The sequence below is a fragment of the Saccharomonospora sp. NPDC046836 genome (assembly GCF_040645195.1).
Lineage (GTDB): Bacteria > Actinomycetota > Actinomycetes > Mycobacteriales > Pseudonocardiaceae > Prauserella_A.
In genome coordinates this window covers 1-19,642 of sequence record NZ_JBEYXW010000007.1, presented here as the reverse complement: position 1 = coordinate 19,642, position 19,642 = coordinate 1, and the positions used below count along the sequence as shown (strand labels likewise).

At 68.3% G+C, this 19,642-nt stretch carries 24 protein-coding genes and 1 riboswitch; of the genes, 12 read left to right on the top strand and 12 right to left on the bottom strand.

What is annotated here, in order from left to right; all coding sequences use genetic code 11:
* The first annotated feature begins 54 nt into the window (after positions 1–54).
* Entirely contained in the window at positions 55–684 is a 630-nt protein-coding gene (locus tag ABZ863_RS11325; RefSeq protein WP_358533995.1) for an SRPBCC family protein, read from the top strand.
* On the opposite strand, the gene ABZ863_RS11320 is transcribed toward ABZ863_RS11325, so the two are convergent.
* Positions 657–1,472 (bottom strand): methyltransferase domain-containing protein, encoded by an 816-nt coding sequence (locus ABZ863_RS11320; protein WP_358533992.1) that lies wholly within the window; start codon positions 1,470–1,472, stop codon positions 657–659. The two genes, ABZ863_RS11325 and ABZ863_RS11320, sit on opposite strands and share 28 nt — an antisense overlap.
* Before the next feature lie 302 nt (positions 1,473–1,774).
* Here ABZ863_RS11320 and ectA point away from each other — a divergent pair, with 302 nt between their 5' ends.
* The 4 genes from ectA to thpD all read left to right on the top strand — a co-directional run bounded on the left by ectA (position 1,775) and on the right by thpD (position 5,029).
* A complete protein-coding gene (ectA, locus tag ABZ863_RS11315; protein WP_358533989.1) occupies positions 1,775–2,323 on the top strand; it encodes a diaminobutyrate acetyltransferase in 549 nt (182 codons plus the stop codon).
* Positions 2,324–2,378: 55 nt separating this feature from the next.
* Positions 2,379–3,632, top strand: coding sequence for a diaminobutyrate--2-oxoglutarate transaminase (gene ectB / locus ABZ863_RS11310; protein ID WP_358533986.1), 1,254 nt, complete (start codon positions 2,379–2,381; stop codon positions 3,630–3,632).
* A gap of 32 nt (positions 3,633–3,664) precedes the next feature.
* Complete coding sequence (locus ABZ863_RS11305) at positions 3,665–4,057, top strand: ectoine synthase (protein WP_358533983.1); 393 nt, start codon at positions 3,665–3,667, stop codon at positions 4,055–4,057.
* A gap of 69 nt (positions 4,058–4,126) precedes the next feature.
* Entirely contained in the window at positions 4,127–5,029 is a 903-nt protein-coding gene (gene thpD / locus ABZ863_RS11300; RefSeq protein ID WP_358533980.1) for an ectoine hydroxylase, read from the top strand.
* A gap of 236 nt (positions 5,030–5,265) precedes the next feature.
* Here thpD and ABZ863_RS11295 read toward each other — a convergent pair whose 3' ends face one another.
* The 5 genes from ABZ863_RS11295 to ABZ863_RS11275 all read right to left on the bottom strand — a co-directional run bounded on the left by ABZ863_RS11295 (position 5,266) and on the right by ABZ863_RS11275 (position 8,743).
* The gene (locus ABZ863_RS11295; RefSeq protein WP_358533977.1) at positions 5,266–6,195 is read right to left on the bottom strand and encodes a hypothetical protein; all 930 of its coding nucleotides are present in this window, start codon (positions 6,193–6,195) and stop codon (positions 5,266–5,268) included.
* Entirely contained in the window at positions 6,138–6,629 is a 492-nt protein-coding gene (locus ABZ863_RS11290) for a hypothetical protein (RefSeq protein ID WP_358533974.1), read from the bottom strand. Before ABZ863_RS11290 ends, ABZ863_RS11295 begins: the two co-directional genes overlap by 58 nt.
* A 68-nt stretch (positions 6,630–6,697) precedes the next feature.
* The gene (locus ABZ863_RS11285) at positions 6,698–7,045 is read right to left on the bottom strand and encodes a hypothetical protein (RefSeq protein WP_358533971.1); all 348 of its coding nucleotides are present in this window, start codon (positions 7,043–7,045) and stop codon (positions 6,698–6,700) included.
* A gap of 16 nt (positions 7,046–7,061) precedes the next feature.
* Positions 7,062–7,739 (bottom strand): OmpA family protein, encoded by a 678-nt coding sequence (locus ABZ863_RS11280; protein ID WP_358533968.1) that lies wholly within the window; start codon positions 7,737–7,739, stop codon positions 7,062–7,064.
* Positions 7,740–7,936: 197 nt separating this feature from the next.
* Entirely contained in the window at positions 7,937–8,743 is an 807-nt protein-coding gene (locus ABZ863_RS11275) for an SGNH/GDSL hydrolase family protein (protein WP_358533965.1), read from the bottom strand.
* Between the two features lie 216 nt (positions 8,744–8,959).
* On the opposite strand from ABZ863_RS11275, the gene ABZ863_RS11270 reads away from it, so the two are divergent.
* On the top strand, positions 8,960–9,631 hold the full coding sequence (locus ABZ863_RS11270) for a DUF3159 domain-containing protein (protein ID WP_358533962.1): 672 nt from the start codon (positions 8,960–8,962) through the stop codon (positions 9,629–9,631).
* Positions 9,632–9,677: 46 nt separating this feature from the next.
* Here the strand turns inward: ABZ863_RS11270 and ABZ863_RS11265 are convergent, their stop codons facing one another.
* Complete coding sequence (locus ABZ863_RS11265) at positions 9,678–10,616, bottom strand: BadF/BadG/BcrA/BcrD ATPase family protein (protein ID WP_358533959.1); 939 nt, start codon at positions 10,614–10,616, stop codon at positions 9,678–9,680.
* Positions 10,613–11,629 carry an SIS domain-containing protein gene (locus ABZ863_RS11260; protein ID WP_358533956.1) on the bottom strand — a complete coding sequence of 339 codons (1,017 nt, stop codon included), beginning with the start codon at positions 11,627–11,629 and terminating at the stop codon, positions 10,613–10,615. Before ABZ863_RS11260 ends, ABZ863_RS11265 begins: the two co-directional genes overlap by 4 nt.
* A gap of 142 nt (positions 11,630–11,771) precedes the next feature.
* Between ABZ863_RS11260 and ABZ863_RS11255 the strand changes: the two genes are divergently transcribed.
* Complete coding sequence (locus tag ABZ863_RS11255; protein ID WP_358533953.1) at positions 11,772–12,530, top strand: GntR family transcriptional regulator; 759 nt, start codon at positions 11,772–11,774, stop codon at positions 12,528–12,530.
* Positions 12,531–12,802: 272 nt separating this feature from the next.
* Positions 12,803–13,612, top strand: a complete 810-nt coding sequence (locus tag ABZ863_RS11250) for a hypothetical protein (protein ID WP_358533951.1) — start codon at positions 12,803–12,805, stop codon at positions 13,610–13,612.
* On the opposite strand, the gene thiE is transcribed toward ABZ863_RS11250, so the two are convergent.
* Entirely contained in the window at positions 13,590–14,273 is a 684-nt protein-coding gene (thiE, locus tag ABZ863_RS11245) for a thiamine phosphate synthase (RefSeq protein ID WP_358533948.1), read from the bottom strand. The two genes, ABZ863_RS11250 and thiE, sit on opposite strands and share 23 nt — an antisense overlap.
* A 31-nt stretch (positions 14,274–14,304) precedes the next feature.
* Positions 14,305–14,410: riboswitch (TPP riboswitch) on the top strand.
* Here thiE and thiO point away from each other — a divergent pair.
* From thiO to ABZ863_RS11225, 4 genes are all read left to right on the top strand, one after another.
* Positions 14,405–15,523, top strand: a complete 1,119-nt coding sequence (thiO, locus tag ABZ863_RS11240; protein WP_358533946.1) for a glycine oxidase ThiO — start codon at positions 14,405–14,407, stop codon at positions 15,521–15,523. It overlaps the preceding riboswitch by 6 nt.
* Positions 15,523–15,723, top strand: a complete 201-nt coding sequence (gene thiS, locus ABZ863_RS11235; RefSeq protein WP_358533944.1) for a sulfur carrier protein ThiS — start codon at positions 15,523–15,525, stop codon at positions 15,721–15,723. The genes thiO and thiS overlap by 1 nt, the downstream gene beginning before the upstream one ends.
* Positions 15,724–15,725: 2 nt before the next feature.
* The gene (locus ABZ863_RS11230; RefSeq protein WP_358533943.1) at positions 15,726–16,493 is read left to right on the top strand and encodes a thiazole synthase; all 768 of its coding nucleotides are present in this window, start codon (positions 15,726–15,728) and stop codon (positions 16,491–16,493) included.
* 62 nt (positions 16,494–16,555) lie between these two features.
* Entirely contained in the window at positions 16,556–16,999 is a 444-nt protein-coding gene (locus ABZ863_RS11225) for a MarR family transcriptional regulator (protein ID WP_358533942.1), read from the top strand.
* A gap of 15 nt (positions 17,000–17,014) precedes the next feature.
* Here ABZ863_RS11225 and ABZ863_RS11220 read toward each other — a convergent pair whose 3' ends face one another.
* From ABZ863_RS11220 to ABZ863_RS11210, 3 genes are all read right to left on the bottom strand, one after another.
* Positions 17,015–17,827 carry an ion transporter gene (locus ABZ863_RS11220; protein ID WP_358533941.1) on the bottom strand — a complete coding sequence of 271 codons (813 nt, stop codon included), beginning with the start codon at positions 17,825–17,827 and terminating at the stop codon, positions 17,015–17,017.
* A 9-nt stretch (positions 17,828–17,836) separates the two neighbouring features.
* On the bottom strand, positions 17,837–18,670 hold the full coding sequence (gene thiD / locus ABZ863_RS11215) for a bifunctional hydroxymethylpyrimidine kinase/phosphomethylpyrimidine kinase (RefSeq protein WP_358533938.1): 834 nt from the start codon (positions 18,668–18,670) through the stop codon (positions 17,837–17,839).
* A 29-nt stretch (positions 18,671–18,699) separates the two neighbouring features.
* Positions 18,700–19,642: acyl-CoA dehydrogenase (locus tag ABZ863_RS11210; protein ID WP_358533935.1), on the bottom strand; the 943-nt coding region annotated here is incomplete at its 5' end.

The following is a 19,642-nucleotide window of genomic DNA, read 5'->3' as shown; positions in this document are numbered from 1 at the left end:
TATAAGCTAAGACTGTCATAGTGTTACGCGCTGTCAGCGGAGGGAGACAGGCTCATGATCGACATCATCAACCACCTCAACTCGGTGTCTCGGCGTGTCGGCGCGCGTACCCGCGATGCCCGTGAGATGCGCAGCGTGGTCATCAGTCAGACCTATGCCGCCGACAGCGGCGATGTGTGGGATGCCTGCACCAATCCCGAACGCCTTCGGCGATGGTTCTCGCCTGTTTCCGGAGAGCTGCGCCTCGGTGGCCGGTACCAGCTCGAAGGCAGTGCGAGCGGCACGATCGAACAGTGCGATCCACCGAAACATCTCGCCGTCACCTGGGAGTACGACGGCGGCATGAGCTGGGTCGAGGTCAGCCTGACACCGGTCGGGCAGGGCTCGACGCGATTCGAGCTCGAGCACACGGTCCCCAGCGACGAGCATTGGGCGGAGTTCGGCCCCGGTGCGGGCGGTGTGGGCTGGGACATCAGCCTGTTGAGGCTCGCGACGGATCTCTCCGGACGGCACCTGGAACCGGAAGAGAAATGGGCCGTGACCGAAAGCGGTATCGAGTTCATGACTGTCAGCAGCCAGCGGTGGGGCGAGGCCGGCATTGCCGCCGGTGCCGATCCTGCTCAGGCCAAGGCAGCAGCCGATCGCACGACGGCCTTCTACACCGGTGCTCCCGCAAGCGATTGAGGCCCGGCCGTAGCCAGGATGAGCCGTACCCGGACCTCCTCGGCGAACGGACGGTGCGGCTCCACGGCTTCACGGATCAGCTCGGCGAACGCCGGACGCTGCTCGGGGCTGGGCAGCCTGTTGCGCGGCAACGCCGAGTACACCCCGCCAACGATGTGCTCCAGAGCCAACTCGCCGGTGTAGTCCACGCTCGCCGTCCGCACGGCGAAGCCCGCGCGCGTGAGGCTTTCCTTGTACCGCCGCTGGCTCACCTCATCGGTGCCACACTGACGGCTGACCACCGTGCCCAGCCAGCGGGACAGCATGTCGCGCAGTGCCATTGACCAGCCGGTGTCCTGCAGCCACAGCGGTCTGCCGTTCGTGACGACCGCGATTCCGCCGCCGGGCCGTAGCAGCGGGGCCAGTCCGCCGAACAGTGCGTCGTGGTCCATCCAGTGCAATGCCTGAGCGATGGTGACGGCACCGAGCGTGCCCGGTCCGAGCAGGCCCTCGAGCGAGGGCAGGTCGGAGTCCCCGCCGAGGAGCCAGGTCGTGTTCGCAACTCCCTGCTCGCGCGCGGCGACGCGGGCCCGGGTGAGCATGTCCGGCTCGGGGTCCATACCGATCGTCGTGCGAACCCGCCGCGCCAGCGGCAGCGTGAGCTGTCCTGTTCCGCAGCCCAGGTCCAGGACGACGTCCTGGTCGTTCAGCTCGAATGCACTCATCAGGTGCTCGATAACGGCAGGCGGATAACCACGCCGGTACCGGTGGTAGAAATCGGTCACCTCACCGCCGAAGCCAAGATCCATCCGGTCAGCGTGGTCGGGCGCGGCACGCCGCGGCAAGCGGTTCCGTTCTCGGCGAACACCTGGATCGCGAACTCCGATGTGATCGACCTCTCGCGCGCGGCGGCTCCTGCCACTACCGTGCTAGGCAGACCGCTGCGGAGATCAGCGGCGGAGGGCGCTGCCTGCGCATAGCACACTCGGCAGCTTGATCGGTATATTTTTGTCTGCATTATCACATGTGTTTCTGTGTTGTTGCAGGTAGCCAGCCTGTGTGATGGGCCTTGGGCTGAGCGCTGTAACGCACTCTGTTACGTTGCATGAATATGTCCGGAAAGCACTCAATGCGTGCCAACGGCGACAATGAATCGGCAGCCCAGGTGGTGATCGAATCGCCGTCGAGGGATGACGGTGCGGCCCTCTGGCGAATAGCGCGTGATTCACAAAAGCTGGATCTGAACTCGTCGTACGCGTATCTGCTGTGGTGTCATGATTTCGCTGACACGTCTGTCGTCGCTCGGGTGGGCGGAAATGTTGCAGGGTTCGTCATCGGTTATCGCAGACCCGGTGCGCCCGAGGCCGCCCTCGTATGGCAGGTTGCTGTCGACGATGCGCAGCGTGGCCGTGGCCTGGCAGGCAAGATGTTGGACGCCTTGTTCGGTCGCCTGGTGAGACAGGGCGTGCGGTACCTGGACACGACCATCACGCCGGACAACGAGGCATCCCACCGGCTGTTCGAGTCCTTTGCCAAGAGATGGAATGCGTCGCTGGAGCGGTCGGAAATATTTGCTGCCGACCAATTTCCCGATGAGCACGAGCCGGAGGAGTTGTTCCGTATCGGCCCGCTCGTGCGCCCCCAAAGCCACTCCGGGTGATAGCCGGTGCGTATTGCCCGGTAATTCACCCGATAAATCCAGGAGATAGAGCAAAGTGACCATCTTCGAAACGCTCGAATCCGAGGTTCGCAGCTATAGTCGCGGCTGGCCGACCGTGTTCGATCGTGCACAGGGCAGCTGGCTCTACGCCGAGGACGGCAAGGCCTACCTCGACTTCTTCGCCGGGGCCGGTGCGCTCAACTACGGCCACAACAACCCCGTGCTGAAGCAGGCGCTGCTCGACTACATCGCCCGCGACGGGGTGACGCACGCCCTCGACATGTTCACGGTGGCCAAGCGGGACTTCCTGGAGACCTTCAACGAGGTGATCCTGAAGCCACGCTCGCTGAACTACAAGGTGATCTTCCCTGGGCCCGGCGGGGCCAACGCGGTCGAGGCCGCGCTCAAGCTGGCGCGCAAGGTGACCGGCAAGGAGTCGGTCATCAACTTCACCAACGCATTCCACGGCATGACGCTGGGTGCGCTGTCGGTGACCGGTAACTCCATGAAACGTGGTGGTGCCGGCATCCCGCTGGTGCACGCCACCCCGATGCCTTACGACCGGTACTTCGACGGCGCCTACCCCGACTTCCTTTACTTCGAGCGACTGCTCGAGGACTCCGGCAGCGGGCTCAACGAACCCGCCGCGGTGATCGTCGAGACAGTGCAGGGCGAGGGTGGCATCAATGTCGCCCGCACCGAATGGCTGCAGGGCCTTTCCGAGCTGTGCAAGCGGCACGGCATTCTGCTCATCCTCGACGATGTGCAGATGGGCTGCGGTCGGACCGGTCCGTTCTTCAGCTTCGAGGAGGCGGGCATCGAGCCCGACATGATCTGCCTCTCGAAGTCGATCGGCGGCTACGGGCTGCCGATGGCCATCACGCTGATCCGTCCCGATCTGGACGTGTGGGCACCCGGTGAGCACAACGGCACCTTCCGCGGCATCAATCCCGCCTTCGTCACCGCCACCGAAGCGCTGCGCACCTACTGGCGCGACGTCGAACTCGAGAAGTCCACGAAGACCAAGGGTGAGCGGGTCGCCGCCGTGTTCGGCGGGCTCGTCGAACGCCACCCCGACGCGAACCTCACGGCCAAGGGTCGTGGCCTGGCGCGTGGTCTGGAGTTCCCCAGCGGCGAGATGGCCGGGAAGGTCTGCGCCGCGGCGTTCGACCGCGGCCTGCTGATGGAGACCTCCGGTCCCGACGGCGAGGTGGTCAAGCTGCTGCCCGCGCTCACGACCACCGATGCCGAGATCGAGCAGGGGCTCGAGATCATCACGGACTCGGTCCAGTCCGTGCTGTCGCGCTGACGACCAGTGAAAAAACGAGAAAGGGGAACACTTTGATCGTCCGTAGCCTCGACGAGATCACCGATACCGACGCCGACATCAAGACGCCGAACTGGCGGAGCAAGCGTATCGTCCTTGCCAAGGAGCAAGCCGGCTTCTCGGTACACGAAACGACGCTGTACGCGGGCACCGTCAACGATTTCTGGTATGCCAACCACATCGAGGCGGTCTTCGTAGTCGAGGGCGAGGGCGAAATCACCAACAAGGACACCGGCGAGACCTTCCAGCTGAGGCCGGGTTCCTTGTATCTGCTCAACAATCACGACAAGCACCAGGTGCGGCCGAAGACCGAAATGCGCACGGTGTGCGTGTTCAACCCACCGGTCACCGGCAGGGAGGTGCACGACGAGAACGGGGTGTACCCGCTCGTCGTGGAAGAAGTCTGACGACCTGACGAACTGACGCCGAACCACTCGCGGACGAACGAATCCAGTACTCGGTAGGAGGCGAGTCACGTGACCCTGGCAGAGAGCCGGATCGAGGACACCTATCCAACCCGCATCACCGGCAAGGCGAAACTGCTCGACAGAACGGACCCGACAGTGTGGGGCGGTGAGCACGACGGTCCGCTCGATGCGGCCCAGCTCGCCTCGCACGACACCAAGGGCTACACGATCATCGAGGGATTGCTCTCGCCTGCGGAGGTACAGGGCTACTGGCAGGAACTCGTGCGGCTCTCGTCGGACTCGGGACTCAAGACCGACGAGCGCGTCATCACCGAGAAGCAGGCCGGCGAGGTCCGGTCGATCTTCGAGGTGCACAAGATCAGCGAGCTGATCAGCGAGCTGGTTCGGGATCCGCGGATCCTTGACAGGGCAAGGCAGATACTGGGCTCCGAGGTGTCCATCCACCAGAGCCGGGTCAACTACATGCCTGGCTTCCGGGGCACCGGGTTCTACTGGCACTCCGACTTCGAGACCTGGCATGCCGAGGACGGGATGCCGAAACCGCGTGCGGTGAGCTGCTCGATCGCGCTGACCGACAACTACCCGTTCAACGGCGGCCTGATGGTCATGCCCGGCTCGCAGCGCACCTTCGTGCAATGCGTCGGCGAGACACCGGACGACCACTACAAGGACTCGTTGCGGGAGCAGGAGATCGGGGTGCCCAGCGAGGACGACATCACCCGGCTCGCCACCGAATGCGGCATCGACCAGTTCACCGGAGCCGCCGGGTCGGCGTTGTTCTTCGACTCCAACATCATGCACGGGTCCGGCAACAACATCACGCCGTACCCGCGGTCGAACATCTTCCTGGTGTTCAACAGCGTGGAGAACACGCTGGGCGAGCCGTACGCGGCCGGCAGGCCGCGGCCGACGTTCATCGCCAGCAGGGACTTCACCCCGGTCAGTCGCTGATCCGCGGGTGATCGACTGGTAGCAGACTGTGTGGGGGCGGTTGTAGTCGCCTCTGCGCAGCCTGTTACTGTGTCGCCACCTCCTCGCGTTGCCGATGGAGGTAGTCGTTGTCACAGCGAGCGGGCGACTTCTTGCTCGGGGTGAGCCTCGCGTGCTGTCGGCGACGGCGATGAGTTCTACCGAGTACGGCTCCGCGCCATCAGAATCGGGACTGATGGCACGGGGCCGTATTCGTGTCAGTCGAACAGACTCGTCTCCGAGTGGATCTCCAGCAGTTCGTACACCGGGCGGCCGCGGCGGCCGTCGATCGTTGTCGTCCGTACCACCCGCAGCCGAGCCGTCACGGGGCGGTCCAGGTTCAGCTTGATCTCGTCGAGCAGGTCGGGCGCCACAGCGCCCTGGATCGTGCTGCCCGTTTCGCGTTCGAGGTAGAAGATGCGCCGCCGCGTGCGCACACCGTCGAGCCTGCCGGTCACCGTCTCGTAGCCGACGTCCTCGCGTGACTCGCGCAGGCTGCCCTGCAGCACCCGCGCCTGCTCGACGGTCATGCTGCGCATGACCTCCTCGCCGGCGGTGGTCGTCAGCGCCAGCCCGAGGCTGGATGTCTTCATCACGGCGTTGACGATGTCGCTCACCGCATTGCGCACGGTGTCGCGCTGGAGCAGTACCGCGTCGAGCGCGCCGTCGTCGGAACCGTTGGCAGGCAAGAAGTCGCACAGCTCCTTGACAGCTCGCTCCGACAGCGTCTCGATGCCGTCGTTGATGAGTGCGTCCGGCGCCGCCGTTTCGGGGAACCCGAAGAACATCGCGTTGCCTGCCTGCCCGCGCTGGATCAGTGGCGCCTTCTCGCGGTCCGCCGGCTGCACGTAGGTGATCTCGCCCTGCGGGTTGCGGACGATGTGGCCGATCTTGGCGGTCGCGTCCTGCAGTGCCTTGCTGATGTCGGAGAAGGTGTACGCGTCGAGCTGCGAGGGACCCAGCAGTGAAACGCGCAGCAGTGGTGAGCGCGAGGTCCGCTCGAACTTGGCGTACGCGGCCATTGCCGACGCTCTCGCCAGATCGTCGAGCCAGGTACCACCGGGAATGTTCTCGGCGATCTGCCGGAAGCTCACCACGTCACCTCTGCGAAGCCTTTGACCGTGCCGTCCACCGGGTTGTGGGCCCATAGTTGCGCCCACACCTCCTCGTCGCCGGGATGGCACAGGAAACCGTCGAGCAGGCCGCCAACCGGCTGCACTTGTTCCAGGTACATCGCCGGTTGTTCGGCGATCACGCCGCGCAGCGTCAACATGCCGCACAGTGCGTCGCGTGCGGGCCCGCCGAGGCGCTTGAGGCTGCCCCAGTCGTCAGGGACCAGTACCACGTCCACGTCACCGGGCACATGCTCGGTGCGCAGCGTGATGCCACCGCCGACCCACGCGCGGCCGGACGGGACCAGCCGGCACACGACACCCAGGTAACCACTGAGCGCACTGAAAAGGATCTCCCGCTCATTGCGGTGCGGGGCGTCCCACACGAACCGCTCGTAGATGTCAGAGAGGTCTGCGGGGTGCCGCCCTGGAGGCAGAACGTTGTCCGAGGTCCAGTGCGGGAGCGGCATCCACGTTCCTTACCTACCTGCCGTATGAGCGGGTGGAGCGAACCTATCAGCAGCCGGTCGGCACCAGGTCAGCCACCTCGGCGGTGGCGCCCACCCTCTTCTTCGCGCAGATCCTGCTCATCCGGCCATTCGTTGCGAGCATGCCATTCTCGCCGAGACGGTAAGGTTTCCTGCTCGTTCACGTGCCTTGGCGGGCGGGATTCCTCCTGCTGGGTGAACGCGAACGCAGCTCCCGCTGCCGGGAAGTACAGGCTTTCCTCCGCCGCCACCGGAGGCGGTACAGCAGTCGGTGCCGGTGGTGCGCTGCCGGCTGTGCCGGGGCGCCGGGCGCTGGTCAGCACCAGCGCGGTGAGGCCTGCGCCGAGCGCGAACGAGATGATCAACCACAACCAGATCTGCCCGAACAACCACAGCATTCGTCTGCTCCCCTGACTACCGCACGGTGATCTCCACCCGCCGGTCCACACTGGTGTCGCCGTCCGGGGTCAGGGGACGCGTATCGCCGTAACCTACCGAGGTCACCCGGTCGTTGGCGATACCCGAGGCGATCAGTTGCCGCGCAACCGCATCGGCGCGCTGCTCGGACAGCAGGCGTGCGGTCCGCGGGTCTCCGCCGCCGATGCGCGCGACATGCCCGCCGACCTCGAACGTGACGCCGGTGGGCGTACCGGCGAGAAGTTCGCCGACCGCGGACACCGCCGCCGAACCCTGCTGGGTGAGTACGGCGCTGTTCGGTTGAAAGGTGATGGGCCTGCCGGCCAGCAGGCTGTCGAGCTCGCTTTGCAGTCGTTGCGGCACGTCCTGGGGCGAGTCCTGCTCCGCCGTGGGCTCCGCGGAAACGACGGCGACTGCCCGTACCCCCTCGACACCGCGGACGACCTCGGCCGCCCACTCGGTCTGTGCCAGCGGGACGCCGTACATGGTCGCGTCCCGCCCGTTGAAGCTGACGCCATCGACAGGCAGTCCCGTACCGGCGAGTGCGGACCGGGTCCTGGCGAGCAGGTCGGACTCGATCCGGTCCACACCCGTCCAGGTCGCCGCGAACGCGAGCATGCCTGTCACCAGCAGTACGAGCGGTACCAGCCACAACCGGCCGCGGTTACCGGACATGGATTCGACTGTAAGGGCGCCTCAGGCGCCGCGCGAACCAGCTGATCCGCCCTGGAGGTCACGCAGAGGGGGAACGTTCGGGCGGGCGGCGCCCAGGCGGCGCTGTGTCCCGCAAGACGCTGCCACTTGGATCGCCGCCACGCCTCGGGGTCCGGGGTGTCCCCGAAATTCAGCCGAGACCCCTATCTGCGCGACCTCTAGTTCTCGCTGCGTTTGGCCAGGGCGTGGCTCGTTGACCGCTCGGCCAGCGGTGCCAGCCGTGGCCGTTTCGGCAGCACCCCGTCGCCCATCGACTCGCCCCGCAGATGACGGCGGATCCAAGGCAGCAGGTGCATCCGCGTCCATTCGAGGTCGGACCTGCGCAGCGTCAGCCACGTCGGGTGCTCGGCGGTCTCCGGCCACGGCTCGCGCCAGTCCTCGGCGGTGGGCACCCCCAGCACCTCGGCGGTGCGCAGGGCGATCCGGCGGTGGCCTTCCGGCGTGAAGTGCACGCGGTCGTCGCTCCAGGCGCGGGGGTCGTGCAGCGGCTCCATGGCCCACATGTCGACGACCTTGGCGCCGTGCCGCTCCCCGATGGCCCACAGGTGGGCGTTGTAGATGCCGACCTTGCTACGGAGGATGCTCATCAACGACATCTGCTTGGTGTCCGGCCCGGTGAAGATGACCACCTCGATGCCGGCCTGCCGCAGTGCGGCGATTCCCTCGTCGAAGGCGGTGGCGACGGCATCGACGTCCGCTCCGGGAACCATGATGTCGTTGCCGCCGGCACAGACGGTGACCAGATCGGGTCTGACGTCGAGTGCGACCGGCAGCTGTTCGGTCATGATCTCGGCGAGCAGCTTGCCGCGGATGGCGAGGTTGGCGTAGGCGAACTCGGGGCTTCCGTCGGCGAGGATCTCCGCGAGCCGGTCCGCCCAGCCGCGGAAGGTGCCGTCGGGCAAGGGGTCGTTCAGGCCCTCAGTGAAGCTGTCCCCGATTGCGACATAGCTGTTGTATCCGGTCACGAGGTCCCCTCCGCCCAGCGCCCTGTGAATCCCTGCCGACTCGATCAACAACCGAAGGCGTCCGCGCAATCCCTGTCACCGCCGGTTTGATCGGATGTCATAGTTTCTTCCCCTCCGGTCGTCCGCGCAGCCGAATTACCAGATCGTGCCCTGCGGTGTGGTGAACCTAACCAGCCAAGGGGGACCTAACTTTCGCGTTTGAGGCACTCTGGACACGTGACAGAGCAGGAGAGCGCGACAGGGGAGACGACCCCGGCCCGGGAGTCACTGGCGAGCCTGCTCGGTGGGCGGAAGGGCGCACTGGACGCGAGTCTGCCGCCCGCCGCGTTCGTCGTCGGCTGGCTCGTCAGCGGCTCCTCGATCGGCTGGGGTGCGGCCACCGCGATCGCCCTGAGTGCAGGCGTCTGCGCGTTCCGGTTGCTCCGCGGAGACAAGGCCAGGGCCGTGGTGGTCAGCCTGGCGGCGGTCGTCGTTGCGGCACTCATCGCCCTCTACACCGGGCGGGCCGAGGACTTCTTCCTCATTCAGCTGCTGACCAATGTGGCCAGTGCACTGGCCTGGGCCGCGAGCATCGTCGTGCGGTGGCCGCTACTGGGCGTGGTGGTGGGGTTCGCTCTCGGGCAGAAGACCCGCTGGCGCGCTGATCCAGACCTGCTGCGTGCGTATTCGCGGGCGAGCTGGGTGTGGGTGTTCCTGCAGTACACCCTGCGTGTGCTCGTGTACGGATCGCTGTGGTGGGCAGGTGAGGTGCTTGCTCTCGGGGTCGCGCGCACGGTGCTGTCGTGGCCGCTGATCGCGTTGACGCTGGCTGTCAGCGGCTGGGTGCTCCACCGCACGCTGCCCGCCGACCACCCGGGCCTGCGGCACCCACGAGCCGACCGCGCGTGATGGCGTGGGACGGCCCCCGGCGAGGGGGAGGTCCGGGGGCCGAGTTCTACGGTACTCGCTTCGGGTGAGATACGTGTTCGCCGAAGGCCGCGACCGCGGCCAACCAGGCCGCACCGAGCACCCCGTCGGAACTGGCGAGCACGTCGAGGCCGGCCAGACCAGCACGAACGCGCCTGCCGACAGGGCTCCCCTGCCCGAGGACACTGCCGACGAGGACGACCGGGCTGCGCTCGCCCGGCTCCCGCGCCGCGAGCGCGGTGTCGACCAGTAGCCGGGCCGCGTCCTCGACAATGGCGCAGGCCACCGGATCGCCGGCCACGGCTGCTGTGCTGACCAGCGGCGCGAACCGGGCCAGCCGCACCGGCAGGTCGCCGTTCGCCGCAGCGATGAGGCGGTGGAACGCGCGTGGTTCGCCAGGGTCCACCCCGGCTTCGGCCAGCACCGAGCCGGCGAGCGGGCCGGGCTGCCCGCCGCGGCTGAGCACGTCGAGGGCGGCGCGCACGGCCTCCCTGCCGATCCAGAAGCCGGAGCCCTCGTCGCCGAGCAGCCAGCCGTAGCCGCCTGCCACCGCCACCATCCGCCTGCCGCGGATGCGGCCCGCGATCGAGCCGGTGCCGGCGATGAGCACGGTGCCGTCCGGTTCCGGGGTCGCCGCGGCGAAGGCGGTCACGGCATCGGAGACCACCTCCGGGGTCACCGGCAACCCCGCGCGTCGCCAGGCGCGCTCGAACATCTCCGCAATGGCGGGGTCGGTGAGCTTGCTCGTGCCGGCCATGCCGACCACGCACGCCCGTAACCCCGCCGGGTCCAGACCGTCCAGTGCCGCCGCGATGGCCGCGGTCATGGCGCCGGCTGCCTCCTCCGGCGGCACCGAATTCGGATTGGCCCCACCGGCGAGACCGGCGCCGAGCTGCGTGCCGTCAGCGGCCATCGCCATGGCGCGCGTCGCCGTCCCACCGGCATCCACTCCGACGACGTAGCTCATCGGGTCTTCGTCACCTTCCGCAGGCCGCGCGGGGCGTCCGGATCGCCACCCCTGGCCAGCGCCAGCCCCAGCGCGATCCGCTGCACTGGTAGCACCTCCAGGATTGGCGCGACCTCCTCGGCCGTCTCCGGCACGTCGATGCGCACCGCGCCCGGCATGCCGGCGGCTGCCGAGCCGATCGTGAGGACGTCGGCGCCGCGCTCGGAGACAGCGCCGAGCACCTCTCGCATGGCCGCACCACCCTTGCCCGCGCTGGTCACAGCCAGCACCGCCGTCTCCTCGTCGATCGCGGCCACCGGGCCGTGCAGCAGGTCAGCCCCGCTGTAGGCCCGGGTGGCCAGGTAGCTCGTCTCGGCGAGTTTCAACGACGCCTCCAGCGCGGTGGCGTAGGAGTAGCCCCGCGCGGCCGCGATGACCCGGCTGGCGAAGCGGTACCGGTCGACCGCGCGAGCCACTCCGCTGTCCGTGCCCTCCAGGGTGCGCCGCGCGAGTTCACCGATGGCGTGCACCTCCCGCCCTTCACCGCCGCGGACCGCGTCGACGAGCAAGTAGAGCGCGAGAAGTGTGGCCGTGTAGGTCTTGGTCGCCGCAACCGCGTGTTCGGTGCCGGCACGGATGTCGACGGCGAGTTCGGCCACCGAGCACAGCGGTGAGGACGGCGTGTTCGTGACGGCGATGGTGCGGGCGCCGCGCCTGCCCGCGGCCTCGGTGACCTCGACCAGGTCGGGGGAGCCGCCGCTCTGACTCACCGAGAGCAGCAGCACGTCCCGCAGGTCCGGCTCGGCGCCGTAGAGGGTCGTCGTCGATGCCGACACGAGACCGGATGGCAGGCCGAGGAGGACTTCGATCAGATATTTGGCGTAGAGCGCCGCGTGGTCGCTGGAACCGCGAGCCGCCAGCAGGACGAACCGGGGCGGCCGGCGGGCGATGGCACGGGCCACCTCGGCGATGGCGGCACGCTGTTCGAGGAGTCCGGACAGGATGTCGGGCTGTTCCGCGATCTCGGCCGTCATACTCCGGCCCGCTTTGCCCTCTATCACCATGGTCCTCTCGTCACCAAGTTAAGGTCTAGACCAATACTAGACAGGTTCAACGCGGTGTGCGAAGGGTAGCGTTGCAGGTGAAGCAGTATTGCGTGTAATGAAGGAGTCGGTCATGTTGGAGGCGGTTTCCGGGGGTACGTCGGGTTCGGTATCCGGCACACGTGGCCAGCGCGAGCCGAAGTACTGGGCGCTCAAGCAGCATCTGCTCGATCTGCTCGAAGCATTGCCGGCCGGTTCACCCATTCCCACGGAGCGGGCACTTGCCGGCGACTTCAACGTGTCGCGCACGACGGTCCGCCAGGCGCTCGCCGATCTGACGGCCGAGGGCAGGCTGCATCGCGTGCAGGGTAAGGGTACGTTCGCCGCCGAGCCCAAGGTCGCCCAGCGGTTGCAACTGTCCTCGTACACTGAGGACATGCGGGCGCAGGGCCGCGAGCCGTCCTCGCGGCTACTGGAAGTCGAGGAAATCGTTGCGGAAGGTGAGTTACCGAAACTGCTCGGTATTCGCACCGGCGCGAAGGTGCTCAAACTCAAGCGGTTGCGGCTCGCCGACGGTGAGCCTATGGCGCTGGAGACAACGCACCTTCCGCTGGCCCGTTTCCGCGGGATGCGTAAGCACATCACCGAAGGTGGCTCACTCTACGAAGCGCTGCGTGAGCGGTACGGAATCGAACTGGACCGTGCGGAGGAGACAATCGAGACCTCCCTCGCCGGCCCGCAGGAGGCCGAGCTGCTTGGTGCGGACGTCGGTATGCCGGTGCTGCTGTTGTCCCGGCATTCCTTCGCGACCGACGGCAAGCCTGTCGAGTTCGTGCGTTCCATCTACCGTGGCGACCGCTACAAGTTCGTCACCACGCTGACCAGGCCGTGACGCTTCGGCTGGGCGCGGGTCGCCGGCCACCACCATCCTCGGCCAGGGGATGGTGGTGGAGGGCGGAGTCGTCCATGTGATGCTGCCCTGCATCGGCCATTCCGATCCGCTCGCGTTGTGGGTATGTGCCGTTTGGCCGTTTTCGACGCCCTTTTTCAAGGTCCACTGTGGACATCGTGGCAGTGCTCACTCTTGGCGACACGGGGAGCGATTGGCGCGTTCGGTTCGTTGAGGGCCTGGAGACAGGAGAACCTGCGCGAGCGATCGGAATCATGGCTGAGGAGAAGCAGAACGATACGGAAGAGAAGTCGGAGAAGTCCGGTCTCAGGCCCGCACAGGTGATCGCGGCCGCGCTGGCTGCCGTCACCGCGGCGTTTCTCGGGTCGTTCCTGGGGGTTTACGGCACCGTGCTCGGCGCGGGTGTGGTCAGTGTGGTGACCACTGTGGGCAGCGAGATCTACCTGCGTTCACTGCAAACGACGAAGGCGGCGACAAAGAAGGCCAAGGCGCTCGCCGTCGCCATCACCGATACCAGGGCAGGACAGACGAGAACCGGACCGGCACTGTCGGTGAGCGAGCAGCCGACGGTGCGGTTGCCGGTGCCTGGCGAGGACAAAGACAAGACGGTGTACCTGGCGAAGCCGGACACCCCAGCCGCCGGGCAACGTACATGGTGGCGCCGCCGCTGGCCGTTGGTGCTCGCCACGAGCGTCGCGGCATTCGTGATCGGCATGTTCGTCGTGACCGGGTTCGAGCTCGTGAGTGGCAGCTCGTTGTCCGGGCAGGGGGCCAGCACAGTCGGCGAGCTGGTCGGCGACCGGCTGAACCAGCCAGGTGACCAGGAGCAGCCGACGCAGCAGCCGTCGACGCCGGCTCAGCAGCAGGACCAGCCCACCGCGCCGCCGGCCACCACCACCGAGACGAGCGTGCCGCCGGAGACGACCGCGCCGACCGGCAGCGCGGAACAGCAGCCGACGTCCGAGTCGTCGCGGCCGAGCGAGACCACGAGCGTGGCACCGACATCGGAGCCGAGCCCGACAACCGGCGCCGGCGATGAGGTCACGCCGAGCGCGCGGCCGTGAGTCCCGCACGCAGGGTGGCCGCGGCCGCACGCGGGTTCTCGGCCTCGGTGATCGCCCTGACCACTACCGCACGCTGGGCACCTGCGCTGAGGACCTCGGGCAGGCGTACCGCGTCGATGCCGCCGATGGCGAACCAGGGCCTGGCCGTGCCGATACCGGTGGCGACCGCGCTGATGAGCTGAAGCCCGGGTGCTTCGCGTCCGGGCTTCGTCGGCGTCGGCCAGCAGGGACCGACGCAGAAGTAGTCCACACCAGGCTCCGCGGCGGCCGCGCGCGCCTGCGCCAGCGAATGGGTTGAACGCCCGATCACCGGAGCGTCACCGAGGACGCGCCTCGCCACGGACACCGGCAGGTCGTCCTGGCCGAGATGCAGCACATCGGCCTCGACCGCGAGCGCCATATCGGCGCGATCGTTGACCGACAGCAGCGCGCCGTGCCGTGCGCACGCCTCGGCGAGCACTTCCAGTGCGGCGATCTCGTGCTTGGCTTCCAGTGGCGCGCCGCCGGTCTTGTCCCGCAGTTGCACGATGTCGACACCACCCGCCAGTGCAGCGTCGGCGAACTCGGCGAGATCGCCGCGGCCGCCGCGGGCGTCGGTACACAGGTACAGCCGCGCGTCGGCGAGGCGTTGCCTGATCTGGTCACCGGTGAGGCCTGGCATGGCGTCACCGTAGTACGGCCCTGTACCGTGGTGGCGTCCGCACGGGAGCCCGAGGCACGGGCTGAGAGGGAGCCGCCGCTCCGACCGTGGAACCTGATCCGGATCATGCCGGCGCAGGGAGCGTGATAGTCATGACCGCTGAGCCCACTGTCGCCGTGATCGGCGCCGGTGTGATCGGCCTTGCCGTGGCCTGGCGGCTCGCGGCCGCTGGGCACGCCGTCACCGTGTTCGACCCCAATCCCGCCCGCGGCGGAGCCTCATGGGTGGCCGGCGGGATGCTCGCACCGGTCACCGAGGCCTGGCCCGGCGACGAAGCGGTACTCGAACTGGGCGAGGAGTCGCTGCGCCGCTGGCCTGCGTTCGCCGCCGAGCTGAGCGCGGCCGGTGCCGATCCTGGCCTCTCCCGCGCTGGCACGATCGTTGCCGCGTTCGACCGCGCCGATGCCGAGCAGTTGGAGATCCACGCCGGGTACCTGCGTGAGCTGGGGCGCGAGGCGAGCTTCGTGACCGGTCGCGAACTCCGCCGTGCCGAGGCGGGCCTGGCCGGTGCCGTGCGTGGCGGCCTGCTCGTGCCCGGCGACCTGGCTGTCGACAACCGCAGGCTGCTGAACGCACTGGTCGGGGCCGCCCGCCGGCATGGTGCCGAGTTCGTCCGCGAGGAGGTTGTCGAGCTCGCGCCCGGGTCGGTCCATACGGCAGGTGCTGTGCACCGGGCCGACGCGGTGGTGCTGGCCGCCGGTGCGTGGAGCGCGGGCCTCGCGCCTGAACTGGCCGGTGCGGTCCGCCCGCTCAAGGGCGAGATCCTGCGGCTGCGCGCCCGTCGCACGACCCTTCCGCCGCCGCACCGCACCGTGCGCGCCGTCGTCGAGGGCAGGCCCGTGTACCTGGTGCCGCGGCAGGACGGGGAGCTGGTGCTCGGCGCCACGCAGTACGAGGCCGGATTCGACACCACGGTGACCGCGCGCGGGGTTCGCGAGCTGCTGGAGGGCGCCGAGCGGATCTTCCCGGCGATCGCCGAGTACGAGCTCACCGAGACCGCGGCCGGGCTGCGTGCCGCGAGCGCGGACAACCTGCCCTACCTCGGTGAGCTCGCCGACGGGCTGTTCGCGGCAACGGGTCACCACCGCAACGGGTTGCTGCTCGCCCCTGTCACGGCTGACGCGGTGCTGGCCTGGCTCGCCGGTGCGCCACCACCACCCGGAGTCGCCGCAGCCCACCCGAGTCGAGTTCGCCGTGAGGAACGAGTCTGATGCGGATACAGGTCAACGGGAACGAGCGGGAGTTTCCCGATGGCAGCACGGTCGCCGACCTGCTCGCCGTACTCGGTACCGCCCAGCGGGGCGTCGCGGTGGCGCTCGACGGCGAGGTGGTGCGGCGGGCGCGCTGGGGCGAGGTCGTTGTGTTGGACGGCGCTCGGCTGGAAATCCTCACCGCAGTGCAAGGAGGGTAGCGATGATCGACGAATCCGGTGACCAGCTCGTCATCGACGGCCACAAGCTGAGCTCGCGGCTGATCATCGGCACCGGTGGGGCCGCCAACCTCAGTGTGCTGGAGCGGGCGCTGGTGGCGTCGGGGACCGAGCTGACCACCGTCGCCCTGCGGCGTGCCGACGCCGAGGGCGGTTCCGGGGTGCTGGAGCTGCTGCGGCGGCTCGGCATCACCCTGCTGCCCAACACCGCGGGCTGTCGCAGCGCCGCGGAGGCCGTGCTCACCGCGCAGCTCGCCCGCGAGGCGCTGGACACCGACCTGATCAAGCTCGAGGTGCACGCCGACGACCGGACGCTGCTGCCCGACCCGGTCGAGACCCTGGAGGCCGCCGAACGGCTCGTCGCCGACGGATTCACGGTGTTCGCCTACACGAACGACGACCCGGTGCTGGCGCTACGCCTCGAGGAGGCGGGGTGTGCCGCGGTCATGCCACTCGGCGCGCCGATCGGTACCGGGCTCGGCATCCGCAACCCGCACAACATCGAGCTGATCGTGGCCCGTGCGAGCGTGCCGATCATCCTCGACGCCGGGATCGGCACCGCGTCCGACGCTACGCTGGCCATGGAGCTGGGCTGTGCTGCCGTGCTGCTGTCGACGGCGGTCACCCGGGCACAGGACCCCGAGCGAATGGCCTACGCCATGCGCTCGGCGGTGATCGCGGGCAGGCTGGCGCGGCAGGCGGGGCGTGTTCCGCAACGCTTCTGGGCGCAGGCGTCCAGCCCACCACGCTGACCACCGCCTGCCGCCACGTATCGTGAACGGCAATTTTCGGCGCGTACGCGAAGGAGCGCTAGGTGAGCAGGTCGTCGCAGGACGTACCCGGCAGGCTGTTTCTCGCCATCGGCCGGTTGTCGCGATCGTTGCGCCAGGCCGGCACCCCCGGCCCCGGCCACGGCTCGATCTCGGCGCTGGCGACGTTGTCCGCGTACGGCCAGCTCCGGCTCGGCGACCTTGCCGCGAAGGAGGGCGTCGCGGCGGCGACGATGTCGCGTATCGTCGCCGCGCTCGTCGATGCCGGGTACGTGCGCAGGGAACCGGATCCGGCTGACCGGCGTGCCTGGCTGGCCACCGTGACCGAGGAGGGCGAGCGCATGCTCTCCGGCCTGCGTTCCACGCGCATCCACGAGCTGAGCAAGCGCATTGACCGCCTGTCACCGGAACACCGCGACGCGCTCGCCGCCGCGCTGCCCGTCCTGGAGGCGCTGCTCGACGACGAGCCGGAGCGAAAGGGCAGTTGAAGTTCCCTTGGGGACCTAACTCGGGTCTAGTTGGCGCTCGCGTAGTTGGGCGACCTCGGCCCGCAGCGCGCGCAGTTCGGTGAGGATCTCCGCGTTGGCCGCTGCCTGCTCGGCTGCCTGTCGTTGTTCTTCCTCGCGGATCTCGTCGCGCAGCTGGTCCTCCATCGCACTCACCACGACGGCGATGAACAGGTTCAGCACCGCGAAGCTCGACACGAGGATGTAGACGATGAAGAAGATCCACGCCAGCGGCGCCTGTTCCATGATGCCCTGGGCGATGTCCGGCCACGACTCACCGGTCATCACCTGGAACAGCGTGAACAGCGATGTGCCCAGGTCACCGAAGTCCTCGGGTGCGATGCCGCCGAACAGCTTCGTGGCCATCACACTGGCCACGAAGATGATCAGCCCGAGCAGCGCGGCGATCGACGCCATGCCGGGGATGGCCGCCAGCAGCCCCGCGACCACCTTGCGCATGGACGGCACCAGCGACACCAGGCGCAGCACCCGCAGAATTCGCAGCGCCCGCAGTACCGCGAACGGGCCCGTGGCAGGCACCAGTGCGATACCCACCACCACGCTGTCGAAGATGTTCCACGGGTCGCGGAAGAAGTCGCCGCGGTAGACGTAGACCTTCGCGAGCAGCTCGAACACGAAGATCGCGAGAGCGATGTAGTCGAGCGTGTGCAGCAGTGTGCCGTAGGAGTCGACCATGCCCCGCGACGTCTCCAGCGCGAGCGTTCCGGCGTTGAAGATGATCATCGCGATGATGAAGTTCTGGAAGCGCTGGTTCTCGACCAACCGTTGTAGACGTTCGCGCGAGGTCACCGGCGCATCTTATGGGTGACGTTCAGGGGCGAGTCGCCAGAATGCTGATACTGGTCCGACCTTGGCGCCCATCGGATAGGAGTTCTCGACCGCGTTGCGCACGAACCACTTGCCGAACCGGGCGGCATCGGCCACCGGCATGCCCCTGGCGAGCCCCGCGGTGAGCGCCGAGGCCATCGCGTCACCGGCGCCGTGCGTGTGCGGCGTCGCGAACCGCGGACCGGGCAGCTCGGTGAACGTCTCGCCGTCGTAGAGCAGGTCCACGCATTCGGGGTCCTCGACCAGGTGGCCACTCTTGACCAGCACGTACCGCGGCCCGAGCGCATGCAGTGCGACCGCGGCCTCGCGCATCAGCGCCCGGTCGGTGACCTCGATCCCGGTGAGCAGGCGCACCTCGTCCAGGTTCGGGGTCAGCACGGTGGCGCGTGGCAGCAGTTCCTCACGCAGCGCGGCGAGCCCCCTGCCGTCGAACAGCGGGTGGCCGTGCATGGACGCGGCCACCGGATCGACCACGAACGGCACTTCGGCGTCCCGGCCGACGCCGGCCTTGTCGCACGCCAGCGCCACCGCCTCGATGATCTCCGCCGACGCGAGCATCCCGGTTTTGGCCGCCTGCAGCCCCATGTCGGCGGCGACGGCTTCGATCTGCCCCGCGACGATGTGGGCCGGGATGTCGCTGCGGTCGTGGACGCCCAGCGTGTTCTGCACGGTCACGGCGGTGACGGCGACCAGGCCGTGTACCCCGCAGGTCAGGAAGGTCCGCAGGTCGGCCTGCAGGCCGGCGGCACCACCGGAGTCGGAGCCTGCGATGGTCAGCGCGGCGGGTGGTCGGGCTTCGCTCATGGCACACAGTGTGGCTGGTGATCCCGGTGTCACTGGAGCAGGGACGCGACCCTGCTCACGTAGTCCGTACGCCCGATGAAACCGCCGACGCGGCCGGGTGGCACGGCGAGCCCGTCCAGCAGACTGTCGAGCGAGCGACCGACCCGGCCCACCGCATTGGTGTGGGCGTAGCGCAGCACATCCAGATCGCCTGGACGCAGCGAGCCGTGGTTGAGGTGCCACGCCGCCGACTTCAGCAGCACGTCGATTCCGTACAGGCAGCGCACCGCGTCCATCGCCTCGCGCCATGAATCCTCGCCCGAGGCGATCGCCTCGTCGAACTCCTCCAGGATGCGGCGCGTGATGTGCACCCTGGCGAGCTCCTCCAGTTGCGGCAGGTGGGGATTCCAGCCGTGTACGTCCAGCCGGCCGGCGCCACCGGCTCGCTCCACCCGCGCGGCCAGCTCGCCGGTCAGCATGCGCTCGTGCCGCGACACGAGCCGGAGTGCGGAGCGGGCGTCGCCGATCCCGGTGCCCAGGGCACCCGGCAGCGAAGGCACTCCCGCGTCGGCGCCGAGTAGCTGCTTTCCGGCTTCCAGGAGCAGCAGGCGGCTGTCACCCCCCGCGGCGTGGAACGACCGCGCCATGTCCTCGAACACGGACAACCGGTTCGCGTGGAGCACACCCTGGAACCCGCACAGGCGACGGCATGTGGCCGCGACCGCTTCCAAGGTCTCCGCCGCCGCGACCTTGACCAGGGTGCGTTCCCGGTAGGCCGCGACCCAGGGCGCGTAGTCCGCCGAGATCGCCGCTTTGGCGGGCTTCGGAGTGCTCTCCCCGCGCCGTTCGGCGATGAACTCGCGGCGCACCCGCTCGGTGAACAGCTGGGTCGCATACACCCGTGCCAGTGCGGAGTACAGTTCGGACTGATGGGTGACGAAATCCAGTGCCCGCGTACCGGATTCGCCGATGACGCGCTGGATGTTGAATCTG

Bases quoted from the DNA above. Each gene is read 5' to 3' on its own strand.
- thiS (WP_358533944.1), top strand. From the start codon at position 15,523: ATGCGGATACAGGTCAACGGGAACGAGCGGGAGTTTCCCGATGGCAGC.
- ABZ863_RS11230 (WP_358533943.1), top strand. From the start codon at position 15,726: ATGATCGACGAATCCGGTGACCAGCTCGTCATCGACGGCCACAAGCTG.
- ectA (WP_358533989.1), top strand. From the start codon at position 1,775: ATGTCCGGAAAGCACTCAATGCGTGCCAACGGCGACAATGAATCGGCA.
- ABZ863_RS11265 (WP_358533959.1), bottom strand. From the start codon at position 10,616: ATGAGCTACGTCGTCGGAGTGGATGCCGGTGGGACGGCGACGCGCGCC.
- ABZ863_RS11285 (WP_358533971.1), bottom strand. From the start codon at position 7,045: ATGCTGTGGTTGTTCGGGCAGATCTGGTTGTGGTTGATCATCTCGTTC.
- ABZ863_RS11290 (WP_358533974.1), bottom strand. From the start codon at position 6,629: ATGCCGCTCCCGCACTGGACCTCGGACAACGTTCTGCCTCCAGGGCGG.
- ABZ863_RS11320 (WP_358533992.1), bottom strand. From the start codon at position 1,472: ATGGATCTTGGCTTCGGCGGTGAGGTGACCGATTTCTACCACCGGTAC.
- ABZ863_RS11325 (WP_358533995.1), top strand. From the start codon at position 55: ATGATCGACATCATCAACCACCTCAACTCGGTGTCTCGGCGTGTCGGC.
- ABZ863_RS11255 (WP_358533953.1), top strand. From the start codon at position 11,772: ATGTTGGAGGCGGTTTCCGGGGGTACGTCGGGTTCGGTATCCGGCACA.
- ABZ863_RS11295 (WP_358533977.1), bottom strand. From the start codon at position 6,195: ATGGGCCCACAACCCGGTGGACGGCACGGTCAAAGGCTTCGCAGAGGT.
- ABZ863_RS11250 (WP_358533951.1), top strand. From the start codon at position 12,803: ATGGCTGAGGAGAAGCAGAACGATACGGAAGAGAAGTCGGAGAAGTCC.
- ABZ863_RS11260 (WP_358533956.1), bottom strand. From the start codon at position 11,629: ATGACGGCCGAGATCGCGGAACAGCCCGACATCCTGTCCGGACTCCTC.
- thiD (WP_358533938.1), bottom strand. From the start codon at position 18,670: ATGAGCGAAGCCCGACCACCCGCCGCGCTGACCATCGCAGGCTCCGAC.
- ABZ863_RS11280 (WP_358533968.1), bottom strand. From the start codon at position 7,739: ATGTCCGGTAACCGCGGCCGGTTGTGGCTGGTACCGCTCGTACTGCTG.
- thiO (WP_358533946.1), top strand. From the start codon at position 14,405: ATGACCGCTGAGCCCACTGTCGCCGTGATCGGCGCCGGTGTGATCGGC.
- thiE (WP_358533948.1), bottom strand. From the start codon at position 14,273: ATGCCAGGCCTCACCGGTGACCAGATCAGGCAACGCCTCGCCGACGCG.